Consider the following 16,444-nt stretch of genomic DNA (forward strand, 5'->3'; position numbering starts at 1 on the left):
GAGCGCAGGTTGCTCCGCCGCCCGCCTCGCCGTCCCGCGTACCGCCTCGCGTGTCACCCGGGCGGAGGGCGGCGGGCGTTGCCTGTCGGCCCGGCCCCGGCATCACGGCGCGCCCCCGGACGTCACCGGCCTTCGCCGAGCAGCGTCCTGAACCGGTCCCGGCGCGCCAGGAGTTCCAGTTCGTCCAGCGCGGCGACCGCGCGTCCCGCCGCCTCCGGGTCGCGGGAGGCGAGCCCGCTCGCGGCGAACTCGTCCTCGTCCAGCCGCAGGACGATGGCCCCGTCGGCCGACAGCCACAGGTCGAGGTCCAGGTCCTCCACCCGCAGTTCGTCGCCCGCGGTCACCGCGGGCCGGGTGACGTCGCAGTACCAGCCCTTGAGCGTCCCGTCCCCGGACCGCACCTCCTTCACGGAGTACCAGCGGTCCCGCCAGTAGTGCTCGACGAACACGTCGCCCGGTTCGAAACGCACGACCCCGAGGTCCCGTACGCCCTCGCCGGCCCAGTCGGCGCGGACCGTGATCCGCGTCCCGTCGTCAGCGACCAGCGTGGCCGGGTAGCGGATCTTCGTCCTGCCCGCCTTGAGCAGGACGACCTCAACCGAGGTCGCGGACATGCCGTACCTCCGACGCGCAGATCTCGTAACCGAACCACTTGTTGATCGCCAGCATGGGGCCGTTCCCCGCGTCGTTGCCGGTGAACGCTTCCGTATACCCGGCGGCCCGGGCACGGTGCAGGGACGCGTTCTTCACCAGCTTGGCGAGCCCGCGGCCGCGGAAGGCCCGCCGGGTGCCGGTCATGCCGGACCCGTAGCGGGTCCGGCCGTCGGTGCGGACGGCGGAGAAGGCGGCGACCTGGCCGTCCACCACCGCCACGGTGGTGAGCGCGTGGTCCAGCAGCGGATTGTTCCAGGTGGTGGCCAGCCAGTCCTCGTAGTCGTGGAGTTCGGCGCCCACGTCGCTCGGTTCGTCGGACGTCGTCTCCGCGTCGGCCTCGAACAGCGGCCGCGGATCGTCGTCGAAGTCGGCGGCCGTACGCAGTTCCACGCCGGCCGGCGGTTCCTGCAGTGGCGGCAGGGTGCCGCCGGCCAGGTCGAGCCGCTGGAAGTGCGCCCGACGACGGGACTGGTAGCCGCGCCGCTCGGCGAAGGTGCGGTTCGACGGCTCGTCCAGTACCCAGGAGTAGACGGCACTCGCCCCGATCCCGGCCAGGTACTCCTCCCCGGCGGTCACCACACGGGACCCCGCGCCCCGGCCCGTGTACCCGGGGTGCACGTACACGTTGAGGAACGCGCGCCCAGGCTCCGGGCTCTCATGGGCGAGCCCCGCCTGGGCACGGGCGACCACCCTCCCGTCCTCCTCGGCGACGAGCAGTCGGTATCGCTGCGCGGGACTGGCGTTCGCGGACTCCCAGACCAGGGCCTCCGGCGTGGTGATCAGGAAGGGTACGGCCGCACGGAGCACCTCGGTCACGGCCTCGGCGTCGTCGGGACGGAAATCGCGGACGATCAGTGTCATGGAGCGGCACGTTACGTCGGCTGCGTGCCCGTGTGCCTGTCATTTTCCCGCGGTGCGCGACAATCGGCCGGTGACCCTGAAGATCGCCGTCGACCCGGCCGCCACCACCGCACCGTACGAGCAGTTGCGCGCCCAGATCGCCGAGCAGGCGCGCTCCGGTGCGCTGCCCGTCGGCTACAAGCTCCCCACGGTCCGGGGCCTCGCCGAGGAACTCGGGCTGGCCGCCAACACCGTCGCCAAGGCCTATCGGGTACTGGAGACGGACGGCGTCATCGAAACCCGTGGCCGGCGAGGCACGTTCGTGGCCGCGGCGGGCGACACGGCGGTCCGCCGGGCCGCTGCCGCGGCGCAGACGTTCGCGGCCGAGGCGCGGCGCCTCGGTCTGGACCGTGAGACGGCGCTGCGGTCGGCGGAGGAGGCCGTGCGCGCGGCCTACGGCGACGACTGAGCGGACCGGTCCCTGACGGGGGATCGGTGCCGGGTCACCCGCCGTTCGGTGAACCGCCGTCGGGTGAGCCCCACGTTCGGTGCTCGCCTGCCGGTGATCACGGCCGGTCCGGTCCCGCGGGCCCGGGCGTGTCACCGGTCCGGTCCCATCGATCTCAGGCGTATCGCCGGTTCGGCGCCGCGGGCCCGGGCGTGTCACCGGTCCGGGTCCCACCGGCCTCAGGCGTGTCATCGGTCCGGGGCCCACCCGTCTCAGGGCGTACCGCCGATCCGGTCCCATTGATCTCAGGCGTATCGTCGGTCCGGCGCCGCGGGCCCGGGCGTATCGCCGGTCCGGGGCCCACGGGCCCCAGGAGCATCAGAGGTAGAGCCCCGCATCGGCTCCCACGTTCTGCGCCGGGACCGACGCCGGGCCGACACCGCGCCGCAGCGCGAACAGTTCGGCGAGCGTCGCCCCTTCGCGGCCCACGCCTTCCTCGGTGCCGAGCCAGGCGACCGCCTCCGGGCGGGTCAGCGGCCCGACCTCGATCCGGGCCAGACAGCGCCCGGGGCGGACGACCGCGGGGTGCAGCCGTTCCAGGTCCTCGTTGGTGGTGACGCCCACCAGGACGTTGCGGCCCTGGCCCAGCAGTCCGTCGGTCAGGTTCAACAGCCGGGACAGTGCCTGGCCCGCGGTGTGCCGGGCCTCTCCGCGGATCAGCTCGTCGCAGTCCTCCAGCAGGAGCAGCCGCCACCGGCCCTTCGCGGTCCCCTCGTCCTCGCCGATGGCGATGTCCATCAGATAGCCGACGTCGTTGAAGAGCCGCTCGGGGTCCAGGACACAGTCCACCTGGCACCAGTCCCGCCAGGAGCGTGCAAGCGTCCGCAGCGCGGAGGTCTTGCCCGTGCCCGGGGGGCCGTGCAACAGCAGCAGCCGCCCGGCGATGTCGTCCGGGGTCACCTTCATCAGACGGTCCATCGCCTCGGCCACCGGACCGGTGTAGTTGGGGCGGACCTCGTCCCAGGTGCCGGCGGCGATCTGACGGGTCGTACGGTGCGGACCGCGCCGCGGCGACACGTACCAGAAGCCCATGGTCACGTTCTCGGGCTGCGGCTCGGGTTCGTCCTCCGCCCCGTCGATCGCCTGCTTCAGCACCTTCGCCGCGAGTTCCTCGCTGACGGCGGTCACCGTCACGTCCGCGCCGCGGTTCCAGCGGGAGACGAGCAGGGTCCAGCCGTCCCCCTCGGCCAGGGTGGCCCTGCGGTCGTCGTCGCGCGCCACCCGCAGCACCCCGGCCCCCGGGGGCAGCAGACCGGCGCCGGGCTTCACCCGGTCGATGGTGGCGCTGTGCGAATAGGGCTGCTCGCCGGTCGCGAAGCGGCCGAGGAACAGCGCGTCGACGACATCGGCAGGTGAATCGCTGTCGTCCACGGTGAGCCGGATCGGCAGCGCGGCTTCAGGGTTGGCGGCCATGGCGCCCATGATCCGGCACGTCGGCCGGTCGTGCACCCGGTTTGTCGGCGAGGAGGCCGTGTGTCGCCGAGACCGCGGAGGCGGAGGTCGGTGCGGATCGATGTCTCTGACGACGCCTCTGACGTCTTGTCATATCCCTGCCATACAGGGATGAATCCAAACCCGTTCAGCGGTGAATATTTCTGTACTGAATTTTCTTGGCATGGACACTTCCAGTGAATCGGGGCCCGCGCTACGACAGTTGTGGCGGAAAACCTGCTAAAGGGAGGTTCCATGAGAGTGTCCCGAATCGCGGCTTATGCCTCCGCGTTACTGCTCACCGCCACCCTCGCCCTCACCGGAGCCGCAACGGCGGCCGCCCAAGAGGCCGCAGCCGTCGACTACGTGGCCCTCGGCGACTCGTACTCCTCGGGAGTCGGCGCCGGAAGCTACGACAGCGCGAGCGGTTCCTGCAAGAGAAGCACCCGCGCCTACCCGCGGCTGTGGGCGAACACCCACGCCCCCGCGTCGTTCGCCTTCACCGCCTGTTCGGGCGCCCGGACGGACGATGTGAGGAACAGTCAGCTCGGTCCGCTTAGCGCCGCGACGGACCTCGTCAGCATCACCATCGGCGGGAACGACGCCGGCTTCGCCGACGTCATGACCACGTGCGTCCTGTACTCCGAGTCCACTTGCATCGCACGTATCGAGCAGGCCAAGCGGTACGTCGACACGACACTGCCCGGCAAACTCGACCAGGTGTACAGCGCCATCCGGGCCAAGGCGGCGTCCGCACGCGTCGTCGTCCTCGGCTACCCCCGCTTCTACAAGCTCAACGGCAGCTGCATCGCCGGACTCAGCGAGCGGGAGCGGTCCGCCATCAACGGTGCCGCCGACCACCTCAACGCCGCCATCGCCAAACGCGCCGCCGACCACGGATACACCTTCGCCAGCGTCGTCGGCACCTTCACCGGCCATGAGATCTGCTCCGGATCCGCATGGCTGCACAGCGTCAACTGGGCCAACATCGGGGAGTCCTACCACCCCACCGCCAACGGCCAGTCGGGCGGCTATCTGCCTCCCTTCACCTCCGCGGCCTGAAAGCCGCCACCGAAGGGGAGACCCCGCCCGTCGGGGTCTCCTGCCTGCACGTCACGGAGAACGCCACCGCGTTGGACGCGGTCGCCACCGGACTCCGGACCTCCACGCGGACCCGGTCACGGACGGTCCCGCCCTCCTGGTACACCGTCAGGGCGTGGTGCACCCGCCTCGTCGGCGGCCCGCCCTCCGGGAATCCCAGATGCCGCCATTCCCCGGCCAGACCGCTCCCCGTCACGAACCGATAGGTGACGGTCGTCGCCGTACGTCCCACCGTGAACTCCGCCGTCACCAGGGGAGCCTCCGTACCGCGTGGCGGACAGGTCCCCGTGTGGCCTTCCCGCACCGCCCACAGCCGCACGCGCACCGACTGCGCCGGGGGCCGTGACCACACCGTCGGATTCCCGCCGCCGTTGCCGGACGCCGACGTGGCCGGGCCGGCCGAGGTGACCGAGCCGACGGACGGGCCGGGCGGCGACGCCGCGCCGGTCGGTGCGACCCGGCCGCCGCCGGCCAGGGCGCCGGTCGCGGCCGGGGTGCGGCCGGGCGTGGTGCCGGTCCGGCCGGTGGTGACACCCGTCGGGATCCCCTTCGCCCCGCCCTCCGCGCCCGCGTTCCTGACGAGCGCCCAGACCAGTCCGCCGACGGCCAGCAGCAGCACCGCCACCGCAATGGCGAGCACCAACACGGTCCGCCGCGGCGCCGCCCCGACGGCTCGGTACGGGGGCGCGCCTTCCTCCCCGTCCGGCGCCGGCCGGACCGCGGCGCCGGGCAGGGACCCGGCAGGGACGCGGAGGCCGCTCCCGGCGTCCGCAGAAGCGGACACGGTGGGACCGTACGGACCCGCGGGCATCGCCGTCGGAACCGCCTGTGGGTCGCGGCCCGCCGCGACGGCCCGCAGCAGGCGCTCGGCCTCCGCGGCACCCGTCCGTTCCGCCGGGTCCTTGCGCAGCAGCCCGGCGATCACAGGGGCGAGCGGACCGGCCCGGCGCGGCGGCGGCAACTCGTCGTCCACCACGGCGCGCAGCGTGCTCAGCGGGGTGTCCTGCCGGAACGGCGAGATTCCCTCCACCGCGGCGTACAGCAGCACCCCGAGCGACCACAGGTCCGACGCCGGGCCGGGGCTCCGGCCCAACGCCCGCTCCGGAGCGAGGAATTCAGGAGAGCCGACCACTTCGCCGGTCATCGTCAGCGTCGACGTGCCCTCGATCATCGCGATGCCGAAGTCGGTCAGTACGACCCTGCCGTCATTGGCCACCAGCACATTGCCCGGCTTCACGTCCCGGTGCAGCACCCCGGCCCGGTGCGCGGCCCGCAGCGCGGCCAGCACCTCCGCGCCGATCCGGGCCGCCCGTTGCGGCGGCATCGGCCCCTCGGCCTCCAGTACGTCGGACAGGGCGAGCCCGCGCACCAGCTCCATGACGATCCAGGGCCTGCCGTCCTCGTTCACCACGTCGTGCACCGTCACCACGCCCTGGTGCGGGATCCGGGCGGCGGCCCATGCCTCCCGCTCCAGACGCGCGTACAGCCGGCGGACGTCCGGTGCGTCGAGTCCGGACGGCGCGCGCACCTCCTTCACCGCGACCTCGCGGCCCAGGGTCTCGTCGCGGGCCCGCCAGACGACACCCATGCCGCCTTCGCCGAGCCTGCTCAGGAGGCGGTAGCGCCCGGCCACCACCCGTTCGATTCCAGGAACTTCCGGCACGGGCGAGCTCCCATCCGCAGCGGACCGGCATCACGGACGAACCACTCCAAGTTAGCTCAACCCGCAACCTGTGCCGCCCCCCTGAACGGCAATCCGTACCCCTCCGGGCGACCCGGGGAACCGTCCGGATTCAGTGAGTAATCGTCAACCTCCGTACCTGGGTGGTGAATCGCGTCACCGGGATACACGAGTGTGACGGTGGGGCGATATGGTTACTCTGCCCGGGGCCGGGCCCTCTGACGGGTGGGGAGTGACATGGAACAGATAGCAATGCGCGGCAGGCCACGTGTGCCTGCGATCACGTGCGGGAGCAGTGCGACCAGTACGAGGCTCGACCGTCATCTCGCGGTGCTGGGCGGCCCTGCCGTCCCGCTGCCCGAGGCGGCCGAGGCGACCCTGCTGATGCGTGAGCTCACCTCGCGCGACGGTGCGCACGCCCGTACGGGCAGAGGCGCACGGGTCTCGCTCTTCGCTCCGCTGCGCCGACTGCGCCGCACGCTGCTCGGCAGCCGCGGCTGACGCCATGCCCGGACCGCGCCGTGGTGACTCCCCACACCACGGAGGCCGGGCCACTGGATCGTCCGTAGCGATGAAGCGTCCCGTCGCACCACTCAACAGAACCGCTCGGCGAGGCGGTTCGCCGCATCCGGCCCGAACCCGGTCGGACGGCCCGGCCAGTTGAACGACGGTGCCTCTCGAGCGCAGAGGCCCCTCGAATGCGGAAGTCCGTCGGACACCGAGGTCCGTTGAACGCCGAGGTCCGTCGACTCCGAGGTCCGTCGAACGGTGCGTCCCGCGCGCGGAACGACCGCAGGGACCACTCGGGCGAACGGGCTCAGGCGACCACACCGTTCCGTCGCAGCACGGCAATCCGCTCGGCTGTCATCCCCAGTTCCCGCAGCAGCGCATCGGTGTGCTCCCCGAGCGCGGGGATCGCTCCCATCCGCGCTGCCGCGCCCCCCGGCAGTGTGATCGGCGGCAGCATGGCGCGCAGCGGTCCCACGGGTGACTCCACCTTCCGCCAGCGGTCACGGGCCGCCAGCTGCGGGTGCGCGGCCACGTCCGCGACCGTGTTGAGCCGGGCGCAGGCGATCCCGGCGGCCTCCAGCCGCGCGATCGCCTCGTCCGAGCCGAGTTTCGCCATCGCGTCGCCCACCACCGCGTCCGTCCTGTCGCAGTGGGTGGTCCTGGCCGTGTTGGTGGCGAAGGCGGGGTCGTAGGCCAGGTCGGGGCGGTCGAGCACCTGCTCGGTGAGCCGCCGCCACTCACGGTCGTTCTGCACCGACAGCAGCACCTGGCCGCCGTCCGCCGTCGCGTAGGCGTCGTACGGTGCGATCACCGCGTGCGCGACCCCGGTACGCGCCGGGCCGCTCTCCCGGTCGGCCGCCCCGTCCGACGGGGCCGCAGCGTTCGCAGCGGGGTCCTCGCCCGCCCCGGAGTCCCCGTGCATCACGAGATGCAGCGGATGCCCCATCCACTCGGCGAGCGCCTCCAGCATGGAGATCTCCACGGGCCCGCCCCTGCCGGTCGTACTCCTCCTCAGCAGGGCCGCCAGCACCCCGGAGAAGGCGTACATGGCGGCCGCGATGTCGGCCGCCGGAATGCCGGCCTTCGCCGGCTGGTCCGGTGAGCCGGTGACCGACACCAGACCCGCCTCGCACTGGACGAGCATGTCGTACGCCCGTTTGTGGGCGTAGGGGCCGTCGGACCCGTACCCCGAGATGTCCACGGCGATCAGCCGAGGGTGGGCTGCGCAGAGCGTGGAGGAGTCCAGCCCCAGCCGGGTGGCGGCGCCCTGCGCCAGGTTCTGCACGAACACGTCGGCGTCCTCGACGAGCCGACGCACGATCGCAAGGCCCCGCGGGTCCTTGAGGTCCACCGCGAGCGACTCCTTGCCGCGGTTCGCCCAGACGAAGTGCGAGGCGAGACCGCGTGCCGCGGTGTCGTAGCCGCGCGCGAAGTCGCCCCCGTCGGTCCGTTCGACCTTGATGACGCGGGCGCCCAGATCGGCGAGCTGGCGGGTGGCGAACGGCGCGGAGACGGCCTGTTCGACGGCGACGACCGTGATGCCGTCCAGCGGCAGTGGCTGATTGCTCATGACAGCCGTCACTATCGCTTGTAGGCGCCACCTTTGTCATCAGTCAGGAAGGCCACGGAACCGGTCAGGAAGGCTCCGGAACCAGTCGGGATGGCACCTCTGGCGAACACTGCGCGCCTCAACCGCCTCGTCGCTCTCCCAGGCTGCTCGTCGGAGCCCCGACCGGAGTGTCGGACGCTCCTCACCGGTTTGCCAGGCGTGATTCGAGGCTGTCGAGGATGAGGTCGAGACCGTACTCGAACTCGTCGGCGTAGGAGTAGCCCCGATGCATGACGTGCTCGGTGATCAGCTCGGCCAGGTGCGGGTAGGCATCGGGGGAGAGCTGGTCCTGGATCTCGCCGACGAATTCTTCGACTCCGGCGTCGGTGTCGAAGGGCAGGTTGAGCTCGGTCAGCACGAAGCCGTAGACGTAGGCGTCGATCGCGGAGAAGGCGTGTGACGCCAGCGTCATCGGGAAACCGTTGTGGCGCAGGCAGCCGAGCACGGTGTCGTGGTGTCGGAGCAGGGCCGGGCCCGGGGAGCGGCGCGACTCGATGAGGCCAAGAGCCCATGGGTGTTGCGACAGGGCGGCGCGGGCCGACGCCGCGCGGTCGGCCATGGCCTGTCGCCACGGTTGCCGGGGTTCGGGCAGCTCGATCCGGGTGAAGATCCAGTTCGCCAGGGCGTCCAGCAATGCGTCCTTGCCGGAGAGGTGATGGTAGAGCGACATCGCCTCGACGCCGAGTTCCTTGCCGACGTTGCGCATGCTCACTCGGTCGAGGCCGCCGCGGTCGGCGACCTGTACCGCGGCGTCGATGATGCGGTCGCGGCTGAGTGCAGTACGCCGGGGCATGACGGAACCTCTCGAATCAGTCTTGCTGCCTTACGCCCGTAAGGTTAACCTGAAGCGCAGACTTACACTTGTAAGGAGGCTGTATGAAGGCAGCAGTCGTCGACCGGTACGGCGCGCCCGACGTCGTACGCATCGGCGAGGTTCCACGGTCCGCGCCACGTGGCGGCGAGGTGCTGGTGCGCGTCAAGGCGGTGGCGGTCACCTCGGCCGACTCGCGTATCCGCGGGGCCCGGTTCCCCGCGGGTTTCGGGTTGTTCGCACGGCTGGTGTTCGGTGTCTTCCGCCCTCGGCGGACGGTCCTGGGCAGTTCGTTCTCCGGGGAGGTCGTGGCCGTCGGCGCGAGCGTCCGTGACATGGCGCCGGGTGACGAGGTGTGCGGCATGACCGGGCTGAAACTGGGCGCACATGCCGAGTACGTCGTGGTGCCGGCGAAGAAGCTCGCGCGGAAGCCGTCCGCGGTGAGCCACGAGGATGCGGCAGGGGTGCTGTTCGGAGGCTCGACAGCGCTGTTCTTCCTGCGGGACAAGGCGTCGGTGGGCCCCGGCATGTCGGTGTGCATCAACGGCGCGTCAGGCGCGATCGGCACGAATGCCGTTCAGTTGGCGAAGCACCTCGGCGCGACCGTCACCGGTGTGACCAGCACGGCGAACGCCGGCCTGGTGGCCGACCTGGGAGCGGCGCGGGTCATCGACTACACCCGGGACGACCTGGCCGGCATCACCGACCGGTTCGACGTGGTGCTGGACGTGGTCGGCAACCTTTCGATCGCGTCAGGCCGGCGCCTGCTGAGCCCCAAAGGGGTGTTGCTGCTGGCAGTCGCGGACCTGGGCGACACTGTCCGTGCCCGTGGCAACGTCGTCGCGGGGCCCGCACCCGAACGCGTCGAGAACTTCGAGTTCCTCTTGCGACTGGTTGCAGATGGCGCGATCACCGTCGTGATCGACCAGATCTACGATCTCCGCGACATCGCTGAAGCACATCATCGGGTCGACAGCGGCCGCAAGATCGGCAACATCGTCGTACGCCCGTAGTCATCGGCGGCACGGTGCCGTCCGGCTGCCCCTGGCCGGAACGTCCCCCGTGCGAGATCATCCGGCCAGCCTGGTGGGGCCGGCTGTCCGGCGGATCACGGCCGGACCCCTGCCGCCCGGCACCGGGGGCTCAGACGCCGGCCTCCACCCGGTCGAGGAACGACTCCACGACCTGCCGGTAGCGCTCCGGTTCCTCCGCCATCGCCAGGTGGGCACTGTCCTCGAACACCACCCACTCCGCGCCCCGGATCCCGGCGGCCAGCGGCTCGACCAAGGCGGGGGTCATCTCGTCGTAGCGCCCCGAGGTGACCAGGACGGGGAGCGCGAGCTCGCCGAGGCGGCCGGTGACGTCCCAGTCCCTGAGGTTGCCCGTCACGTTCCACTCCGTGCCCTGCATGGTGCCGTAGACGTCCTCGCTCATCCCGGTGAAGGACCGCATGACGTGGTCCGGCCATGGCGCGAGCCGGCAGATCCACCGCTCGACGTACGCGAGCGTCGCCTCCACGTACGCCGGGTCCTCCGTCGTCCCCTCGGCCTCGTGCCGGTCGATGGCCGCCACGACGTCGGCGGGCAGCGTCTCCTTGAGCCGCCGGGTCTCGGCGCCCATGGCGGGGAGGCTGCTGCACGTACTGGCCAGGACGAGGGAGACCACGCCCGGGGGCTGTCCCAGGGCGTACTCCAGGGCCAGCCAGCCGCCCCAGGAGTGGCCGAGCAGGTGGATCCGCTCCAGCCCGAGGGCGTCCCGCACGGTGGCGACCTCGTCGACGAACGTCCCCATGCGCCACAGCAGCGGGTCGTCGACCGGGTGGTCGGAGGCCCCGCAGCCCAACTGGTCGTAGAAGACGACCGCCCGCCCGCCGTCCGCGAGCGCGGCGAGGTCCTCCAGATAGTCGTGCGGCATCCCGGGACCGCCGTGAAGGACGAGCAGGGGGAGCTTGCCGTGGGGCGCCACCGGCAGCTCGCCCACGACCCGGTAGGCGGTGCGGTATCCGTGGAACGTGACGGTTCCCGTGGCGGTCGTCGTCACCTCGGCAGCCCTGCCTCTCACCGGTCACGGACGTCCTCTTCGACCTCTTCGATGCTATGCCTGCGGGGACCGCCGGGGGCGCCCCGCCCGCGAGGACCGCCGACGACGCACGCCGCGGGTCGGTACGGGGGCGGTCGATCCGGGCGTGCGCCGCGGCCGGCGGCCGTGCGGACTGCGCGGTCCGGGCTACGCCGTCCGGGCCTGCGCCGGGGCCTGCGAGACTTCCGGGGCGGTCTCCTGTTCGTGCTCGATGCGCTCGTTCCAGTCGCGCTTCACCGCACGCCACGCCTCGTCGGTCTGGCCGAGGCGCCAGTAGCCGGAGATCGAGAGGCGTTCCCGCGGGACGCCGCGGTCGAGGCGCAGATGCCGGCGCAGTTCCTTCACCGCGGCGGCCTCGCCGTGGACGAAGGCGTGGACGTCGCCGGGAGGGAACTCCAGGGAGGTCACGGCCTCGACCAGTGCTTCGCCGACCGGGCGGTCGCCGCGGTGGAGCCAGGTGACCTCGACCCCGTCGGGGGAGACGACCTTCTGCTCCTCCTCCGGGTCGGCGACCTCGACGAACGCGCGGACGTCGGCGCCGGACGGCATGGCCTCCATGGCGGCCGCGATGGCCGGCAGCGCGCTCTCGTCGCCGACGAGCAGATGCCAGTCGGCCGCCGGGTCGGGTGCGTAACCGCCGCCCGGACCCACGAGATGGATGGTGTCGCCGGGCACTGCGCGGGCCGCCCACGGCCCGGCCAGCCCCTCGTCGCCGTGGACGACGAAGTCGATGGTCAGCTCACGGTGGGCCGGGTCCCAGGAACGCACCGTGTAGGTACGCTGGCTCGGCCACTGCTCGCGGGGGAACTCGGCGCGCACCCGGTCGAGGTCGAACGGCTCCGGGTACGAGACGCCCTCGGCCGGGAACAGCAGCTTGACGTAGTGGTCGGTGTGCTCGCCCACGTGGAACGAGGCGAGCCCCTCACCGCCCAGGACGAGACGGATCATGTGCGGCGTGATGCGCTCGGTGCGCATCACCCGCGCTCCGTGGGCTCGAGCCATGGTGCTTCCCCCTGATGGTCGGTCGATACTTAGGCTTGCCTAAGCTAACACTAGGGTCGGAGGACCGCGAGCAGACGCGTCACCGCACCACCGATGCCCCACCGGGCGACCAGTGCCTCCAGCACCTCCGGATCACGGGGCACGGACGGCAGCGCCGGGTCGAACGCGGGCAGCGGCACGTCCGCCGCGACCCGCACCACCTTCGCCGCGACCGCCACGTAGTCGCGCGCCTCGTCCAGGCGCTTGCGCTGCGCGCGCGTGAGCCCGGACCGCGGATCGGCGACGGCCGCCATGATCCCGGCCAGATCGCCGTGCGCGGCGAGCAGCTTCGCCGCGGTCTTCTCGCCGACCCCCGGCACCCCGGGCAGCCCGTCGCTCGGGTCGCCGCGCAGCAGCGCCAGATCGGCGTACCCGGGCCCGTCCACCCCGTACTTCTCGCGCAGCAGGGCCTCGTCCGTGACCTGGAGCGTCCCGACGCCCTTCAGCGGGTACAGCACCCGCACCCCACGGGCGTCGTCGACGAGCTGGTACAGATCACGGTCGCCGGTGACGATGTCCACCGGCCCGTCCGCGCGGCGGGCGAGCGTACCGATCACGTCGTCCGCCTCGTACCCCGCGACACCGACCCGGGCGATGCCCAGTGCGTCCAGCACCGCCTCGATGATCGGGACCTGCGGCGACAGAGTGTCGGGGACCTCCTCCACGTCCGGGCCGGAGGCCGTCTCCACCGCGACCCGGTGCGCCTTGTACGTCGGAATCAGGTCCACCCGCCACTGCGGCCGCCAGTCCGCGTCCATGCAGGCCACCAGATCGTCGGGGTGGTGGTCCTGGACCAGCCGGGCAACGAAGTCCAGCAGCCCGCGCACGGCGTTCACCGACGTCCCGTCGGGGGCCCGCACGGAGTCGGGGACGCCGAAGTATGCGCGGAAGTAGAGGGAAGCAGTATCGAGGAGCATCAGGCGTCGCGTCACACCCCGATCATGCCGCACCCCGGCGGCACGGCCACCCGCCCGAGTGAGGTGGATCACTCCTGCGTTTGCCCGTGGACCCCCAGGGCAGGCGCGCGCCCGGAGCGGACCCGGGAGCACGTTCCGTGAACGGGCTCCGTACGAGGTCGCCGCGGACCGGATCCGCCCCGCTCCACGGCATGCCCTGACAGGGGGTGAGCGCAGGCCGTATTCCGTTCGACCCGAGAGGTGTATGTGTCCAGGCTGCAGGCCGACCATCTGTTCAAGGTGTTCGGCAGACGACCCGACGACGCGGTGCGCAGACTGAGGGCCGGTGCGAACCGCGACGAACTACGGGCCGAGGGAACCACCGCGGCCGTGATCGACGCATCCTTCACCGTCGAGCCCGGCGAGATCTTCGTCGTCATGGGACTCTCCGGCTCCGGGAAGTCGACGCTGCTGCGCATGCTCAACGGCCTGCTGGAGCCGACGTCCGGGCAGGTCCTCTTCGACGGCCGCGACCTGACCGGTCTCGACGCCGGGGAGCTGCGCACCGTCCGCGCCACCCGGATCAGCATGGTCTTCCAGCACTTCGCGCTCTTCCCGCACCGCAGCGTCCTCGACAACGCCGCATACGGCCTGGAGGTGCAGGGAGTGCCGCGTGCCCGGCGCGAGCAGCGCGCCGCCGAGGCCCTGGCCCTGGCCGGCCTCGAAGGGTGGGAGAAGGCATGGCCGGACGAGCTGTCCGGAGGCATGCAGCAGCGGGTGGGCCTCGCCCGCGCCCTGGCCACCGACGCCGACCTGCTGCTGATGGACGAGTCCTTCAGCGCCCTCGACCCGCTGATCCGCCGCGATATGCAGGACCAGCTCCTGGAACTCCAGAAGACTCTGAAGAAGACCATCGTCTTCATCACCCACGACCTCAACGAGGCCATGCGGCTGGGCGACCGGATCGCCGTCATGCGTGACGGGCGGATCGTCCGGTCGGGCACCGCCGAGGACATCCTCATCCGCCCCGAGGGTGCCTACGTCGCGTCCTTCGTCAAGGACGTGGACCGCTCCCGGGTCCTCACCGCCGCCACCGTGATGACCGACCCGCACCGACCGGGCGCGGACGACTGCGGGTGCGAGACCGTCACCCCGGACACCACGATCGCCGACCTGTGCGGCGTCAGCGCCCGGGTACCCCACCCGGTCGCGGTCAAGGACACCGCCGGCGAGGTCGTCGGTGTCGTCTCCCGTGACCGGCTCGTCGCGTTCCTCGGCGACGAGCCGGAACCTGCCACCGAGTGCGCGGAGGTGAACCGTGCCTAGGATCCCGCTCGGAAGCTGGGTCGACACCGGGGTCGACGTCCTCCAGCGCCACCTGTCCTGGCTGTTCGACGCGATGAGCACGCTCGTCACCGGCCTGTACGACGGTGTGGAGGCGGCGCTGACCGCCCCCCATCCGCTGCTGTTCGCCGGCGTCCTCGCCGTCGTCGCCTGGTGGCTGCGCGGACTGCTCGCCGGAGCCCTCGCGTTCGCCGGCTTCGCGCTCGTCGACTCGGTGGAACTGTGGGACGAGGCCATGGCCACGCTCTCGCTGGTCCTGGTCGCGACCCTGGTCACCCTGGCCCTCGCCGTCCCCCTCGGCGTCTGGTCCTCGCGCTCCCGGACGGTCAGCGCGGTGATCCGGCCGGTCCTGGACTTCATGCAGACCATGCCGGCGATGGTCTACCTCATCCCCGGCATCATCTTCTTCGGCGTCGGCGTGGTGCCGGGCATCATCGCCACGATCGTCTTCGCCCTGCCCCCGGGCGTACGGATGACTGAACTGGGCATCCGTCAGGTCGACTCCGAACTCGTCGAAGCGGCCGAGGCGTTCGGGACGAGGCCGCGCGACATCCTGCTGCGCGTCCAGCTGCCGCTCGCCCTGCCCACCCTGATGGCGGGCGTCAACCAGGTGATCATGCTCGGTCTGTCCATGGTGGTCATCGCCGGCATGGTCGGCGGCGGCGGCCTCGGCGGCGCGGTCTACAACGCGATCGGCAACGTCGACATCGGTCTCGGCTTCGAGGCCGGCATCTCCATCGTCATCCTCGCCATGTACCTCGACCGGATGACCGGTGCCCTCGGCCGGCAGGTCTCCCCGCTCGGCCGGCGCGCACTGGCCAAGGCCGAGGCGCTCACCGGGGTGCGCAGGCTCTGGCAGCACCGCCCCCGGCCGGGCTTCGCGGTCGCCGGCGTGGTCGCCCTCGCACTGGTGGCCGGCGTCACCGGAATGTCCGGCAACGCGGCACCCGGTGCCGCCGGAGGCCGGCCGGACACCGGCAAGGGCGAGAAGATCACCATCGGGTACATCCCCTGGGACGAGGGCGTGGCCTCCACCTTCCTCTGGAAGGAACTCCTGGAGCGCCGCGGGTACCGGGTCGACGTGAAGCAGTACGAGGCCGGTGCGCTCTACACCGGCATGGCGGGCGGACAGATCGACTTCCAGACCGACGCCTGGCTCCCCGTCACCCACGCCTCATACTGGGCCAAGTACCGCAACCGGCTGGAGGACATGGGCGCCTGGTACGGCTCCACCTCGCTGGAACTGAGCGTCCCCTCCTACATGAAGGACGTGGACTCCCTCGACGATCTCAAGGGGAAGGGCAGTACGTTCAAGGGCAGGATCGTCGGCATCGAGCCCAGCGCCGGAATGATGGGCCTGCTCAAGGACAAGGTCCTCGGCGCCTACGGCCTGGAGGGCGAGTACCGCGTCGTGGACGGGTCCACCCCCGGCATGCTCGCCGAGCTGAAACGCGCGTACGACAAGAAGGAGCCGGTCGTCGTCACCCTCTGGTCGCCGCACTGGGCGTACAGCACCTACGACCTGAAGAAGCTCGAGGACCCGAAGGGCACCTGGGGGAAGGGCGACGGAGTGCACACCCTCACCCGCAAGGGTTTCGCCGCCGACCATCCCGAGGCCGCGAAGTGGCTCAAGGGCTTCCGGATGACCGAGGAGCAGCTCACCGGACTCGAGGCCAGGATCCAGCAGACCGGCAAGGGCAAGGAGCAGGAAGCCGTCCGTGCCTGGCTCGACGAGAACCCGGGCCTCGCGGAGCGCATGGCTCCGGCATAGATCCGGGATCTTCCGGATCCCCGGATTCCCATGGGTCCCCTCGGATCCCCATAGATCCCCCCACGGGAACGGCCCTTCACGGGCCCCGCCCCGCGGCGTGGACGAGGACGGCCCCGTGGTCGTCCTCGTCCACGTCGTGAGGTGCGGCCGATCTGCGTAAGGTGCAGT

At 71.5% G+C, this 16,444-nt stretch carries 15 protein-coding genes; 6 read left to right on the top strand and 9 right to left on the bottom strand.

The annotated features are described in order from the left end of the window. Window positions 1-122 precede the first annotated feature (122 nt). Both ACZ4Z5_RS16590 and ACZ4Z5_RS16595 read right to left on the bottom strand, forming a co-directional pair. Complete coding sequence (locus tag ACZ4Z5_RS16590) at window positions 123-614, bottom strand: ribonuclease FAU-1 family protein (protein WP_468262819.1); 492 nt, start codon at window positions 612-614, stop codon at window positions 123-125. Continuing rightward, window positions 595-1,515 carry a GNAT family N-acetyltransferase gene (locus ACZ4Z5_RS16595; protein WP_468262822.1) on the bottom strand — a complete coding sequence of 307 codons (921 nt, stop codon included), beginning with the start codon at window positions 1,513-1,515 and terminating at the stop codon, window positions 595-597. The genes ACZ4Z5_RS16590 and ACZ4Z5_RS16595 overlap by 20 nt, the downstream gene beginning before the upstream one ends. A gap of 70 nt (window positions 1,516-1,585) precedes the next feature. Here ACZ4Z5_RS16595 and ACZ4Z5_RS16600 point away from each other — a divergent pair, with 70 nt between their 5' ends. Next, window positions 1,586-1,963 (top strand): GntR family transcriptional regulator, encoded by a 378-nt coding sequence (locus tag ACZ4Z5_RS16600; protein ID WP_468262825.1) that lies wholly within the window; start codon window positions 1,586-1,588, stop codon window positions 1,961-1,963. Between the two features lie 357 nt (window positions 1,964-2,320). Here ACZ4Z5_RS16600 and ACZ4Z5_RS16605 read toward each other — a convergent pair whose 3' ends face one another. Continuing rightward, entirely contained in the window at window positions 2,321-3,415 is a 1,095-nt protein-coding gene (locus ACZ4Z5_RS16605; RefSeq protein WP_468262828.1) for a DUF5925 domain-containing protein, read from the bottom strand. Between the two features lie 273 nt (window positions 3,416-3,688). On the opposite strand from ACZ4Z5_RS16605, the gene ACZ4Z5_RS16610 reads away from it, so the two are divergent. After that, window positions 3,689-4,495: an SGNH/GDSL hydrolase family protein gene (locus ACZ4Z5_RS16610; RefSeq protein ID WP_468262831.1), complete on the top strand. Its 807-nt coding sequence runs from the start codon at window positions 3,689-3,691 to the stop codon at window positions 4,493-4,495. Here ACZ4Z5_RS16610 and ACZ4Z5_RS16615 read toward each other — a convergent pair. Further along, window positions 4,479-6,197: a serine/threonine-protein kinase gene (locus ACZ4Z5_RS16615; protein WP_468262834.1), complete on the bottom strand. Its 1,719-nt coding sequence runs from the start codon at window positions 6,195-6,197 to the stop codon at window positions 4,479-4,481. The two genes, ACZ4Z5_RS16610 and ACZ4Z5_RS16615, sit on opposite strands and share 17 nt — an antisense overlap. 255 nt (window positions 6,198-6,452) lie before the next feature. Here ACZ4Z5_RS16615 and ACZ4Z5_RS16620 point away from each other — a divergent pair, with 255 nt between their 5' ends. After that, window positions 6,453-6,716, top strand: a complete 264-nt coding sequence (locus tag ACZ4Z5_RS16620; protein WP_468262837.1) for a hypothetical protein — start codon at window positions 6,453-6,455, stop codon at window positions 6,714-6,716. A 316-nt stretch (window positions 6,717-7,032) separates the two neighbouring features. Here ACZ4Z5_RS16620 and ACZ4Z5_RS16625 read toward each other — a convergent pair whose 3' ends face one another. Both ACZ4Z5_RS16625 and ACZ4Z5_RS16630 read right to left on the bottom strand, forming a co-directional pair. Beyond that, window positions 7,033-8,295: a CaiB/BaiF CoA transferase family protein gene (locus tag ACZ4Z5_RS16625; RefSeq protein WP_468262840.1), complete on the bottom strand. Its 1,263-nt coding sequence runs from the start codon at window positions 8,293-8,295 to the stop codon at window positions 7,033-7,035. A gap of 181 nt (window positions 8,296-8,476) precedes the next feature. Continuing rightward, entirely contained in the window at window positions 8,477-9,127 is a 651-nt protein-coding gene (locus ACZ4Z5_RS16630) for a TetR/AcrR family transcriptional regulator (protein WP_468262843.1), read from the bottom strand. Window positions 9,128-9,210: 83 nt separating this feature from the next. Between ACZ4Z5_RS16630 and ACZ4Z5_RS16635 the strand changes: the two genes are divergently transcribed. Next, window positions 9,211-10,158 (top strand): NAD(P)-dependent alcohol dehydrogenase, encoded by a 948-nt coding sequence (locus ACZ4Z5_RS16635; RefSeq protein ID WP_468262845.1) that lies wholly within the window; start codon window positions 9,211-9,213, stop codon window positions 10,156-10,158. Window positions 10,159-10,288: 130 nt separating this feature from the next. Here ACZ4Z5_RS16635 and ACZ4Z5_RS16640 read toward each other — a convergent pair whose 3' ends face one another. The 3 genes from ACZ4Z5_RS16640 to ACZ4Z5_RS16650 all read right to left on the bottom strand — a co-directional run bounded on the left by ACZ4Z5_RS16640 (window position 10,289) and on the right by ACZ4Z5_RS16650 (window position 13,182). Next, the gene (locus ACZ4Z5_RS16640) at window positions 10,289-11,206 is read right to left on the bottom strand and encodes a proline iminopeptidase-family hydrolase (RefSeq protein ID WP_468262849.1); all 918 of its coding nucleotides are present in this window, start codon (window positions 11,204-11,206) and stop codon (window positions 10,289-10,291) included. A gap of 165 nt (window positions 11,207-11,371) precedes the next feature. Next, the gene (locus ACZ4Z5_RS16645; RefSeq protein ID WP_468262852.1) at window positions 11,372-12,226 is read right to left on the bottom strand and encodes a siderophore-interacting protein; all 855 of its coding nucleotides are present in this window, start codon (window positions 12,224-12,226) and stop codon (window positions 11,372-11,374) included. Between the two features lie 50 nt (window positions 12,227-12,276). After that, window positions 12,277-13,182 (bottom strand): 5'-3' exonuclease, encoded by a 906-nt coding sequence (locus ACZ4Z5_RS16650; RefSeq protein ID WP_468263225.1) that lies wholly within the window; start codon window positions 13,180-13,182, stop codon window positions 12,277-12,279. A 246-nt stretch (window positions 13,183-13,428) separates the two neighbouring features. On the opposite strand from ACZ4Z5_RS16650, the gene ACZ4Z5_RS16655 reads away from it, so the two are divergent. After that, window positions 13,429-14,487 (top strand): quaternary amine ABC transporter ATP-binding protein, encoded by a 1,059-nt coding sequence (locus tag ACZ4Z5_RS16655; RefSeq protein WP_468262855.1) that lies wholly within the window; start codon window positions 13,429-13,431, stop codon window positions 14,485-14,487. Beyond that, entirely contained in the window at window positions 14,480-16,276 is a 1,797-nt protein-coding gene (locus ACZ4Z5_RS16660; RefSeq protein ID WP_468262858.1) for an ABC transporter permease/substrate binding protein, read from the top strand. The genes ACZ4Z5_RS16655 and ACZ4Z5_RS16660 overlap by 8 nt, the downstream gene beginning before the upstream one ends. The last annotated feature ends 168 nt before the right edge of the window (window positions 16,277-16,444 follow it).

The organism is Streptomyces sp. NPDC030222, assembly GCF_055573115.1.

Bases quoted from the DNA above. Each gene is read 5' to 3' on its own strand.
- ACZ4Z5_RS16590 (WP_468262819.1), bottom strand. From the start codon at position 614: ATGTCCGCGACCTCGGTTGAGGTCGTCCTGCTCAAGGCGGGCAGGACG.
- ACZ4Z5_RS16595 (WP_468262822.1), bottom strand. From the start codon at position 1,515: ATGACACTGATCGTCCGCGATTTCCGTCCCGACGACGCCGAGGCCGTG.
- ACZ4Z5_RS16605 (WP_468262828.1), bottom strand. From the start codon at position 3,415: ATGGCCGCCAACCCTGAAGCCGCGCTGCCGATCCGGCTCACCGTGGAC.
- ACZ4Z5_RS16610 (WP_468262831.1), top strand. From the start codon at position 3,689: ATGAGAGTGTCCCGAATCGCGGCTTATGCCTCCGCGTTACTGCTCACC.
- ACZ4Z5_RS16620 (WP_468262837.1), top strand. From the start codon at position 6,453: ATGGAACAGATAGCAATGCGCGGCAGGCCACGTGTGCCTGCGATCACG.
- ACZ4Z5_RS16625 (WP_468262840.1), bottom strand. From the start codon at position 8,295: ATGAGCAATCAGCCACTGCCGCTGGACGGCATCACGGTCGTCGCCGTC.
- ACZ4Z5_RS16630 (WP_468262843.1), bottom strand. From the start codon at position 9,127: ATGCCCCGGCGTACTGCACTCAGCCGCGACCGCATCATCGACGCCGCG.
- ACZ4Z5_RS16635 (WP_468262845.1), top strand. From the start codon at position 9,211: ATGAAGGCAGCAGTCGTCGACCGGTACGGCGCGCCCGACGTCGTACGC.
- ACZ4Z5_RS16645 (WP_468262852.1), bottom strand. From the start codon at position 12,226: ATGGCTCGAGCCCACGGAGCGCGGGTGATGCGCACCGAGCGCATCACG.
- ACZ4Z5_RS16650 (WP_468263225.1), bottom strand. From the start codon at position 13,182: ATGCTCCTCGATACTGCTTCCCTCTACTTCCGCGCATACTTCGGCGTC.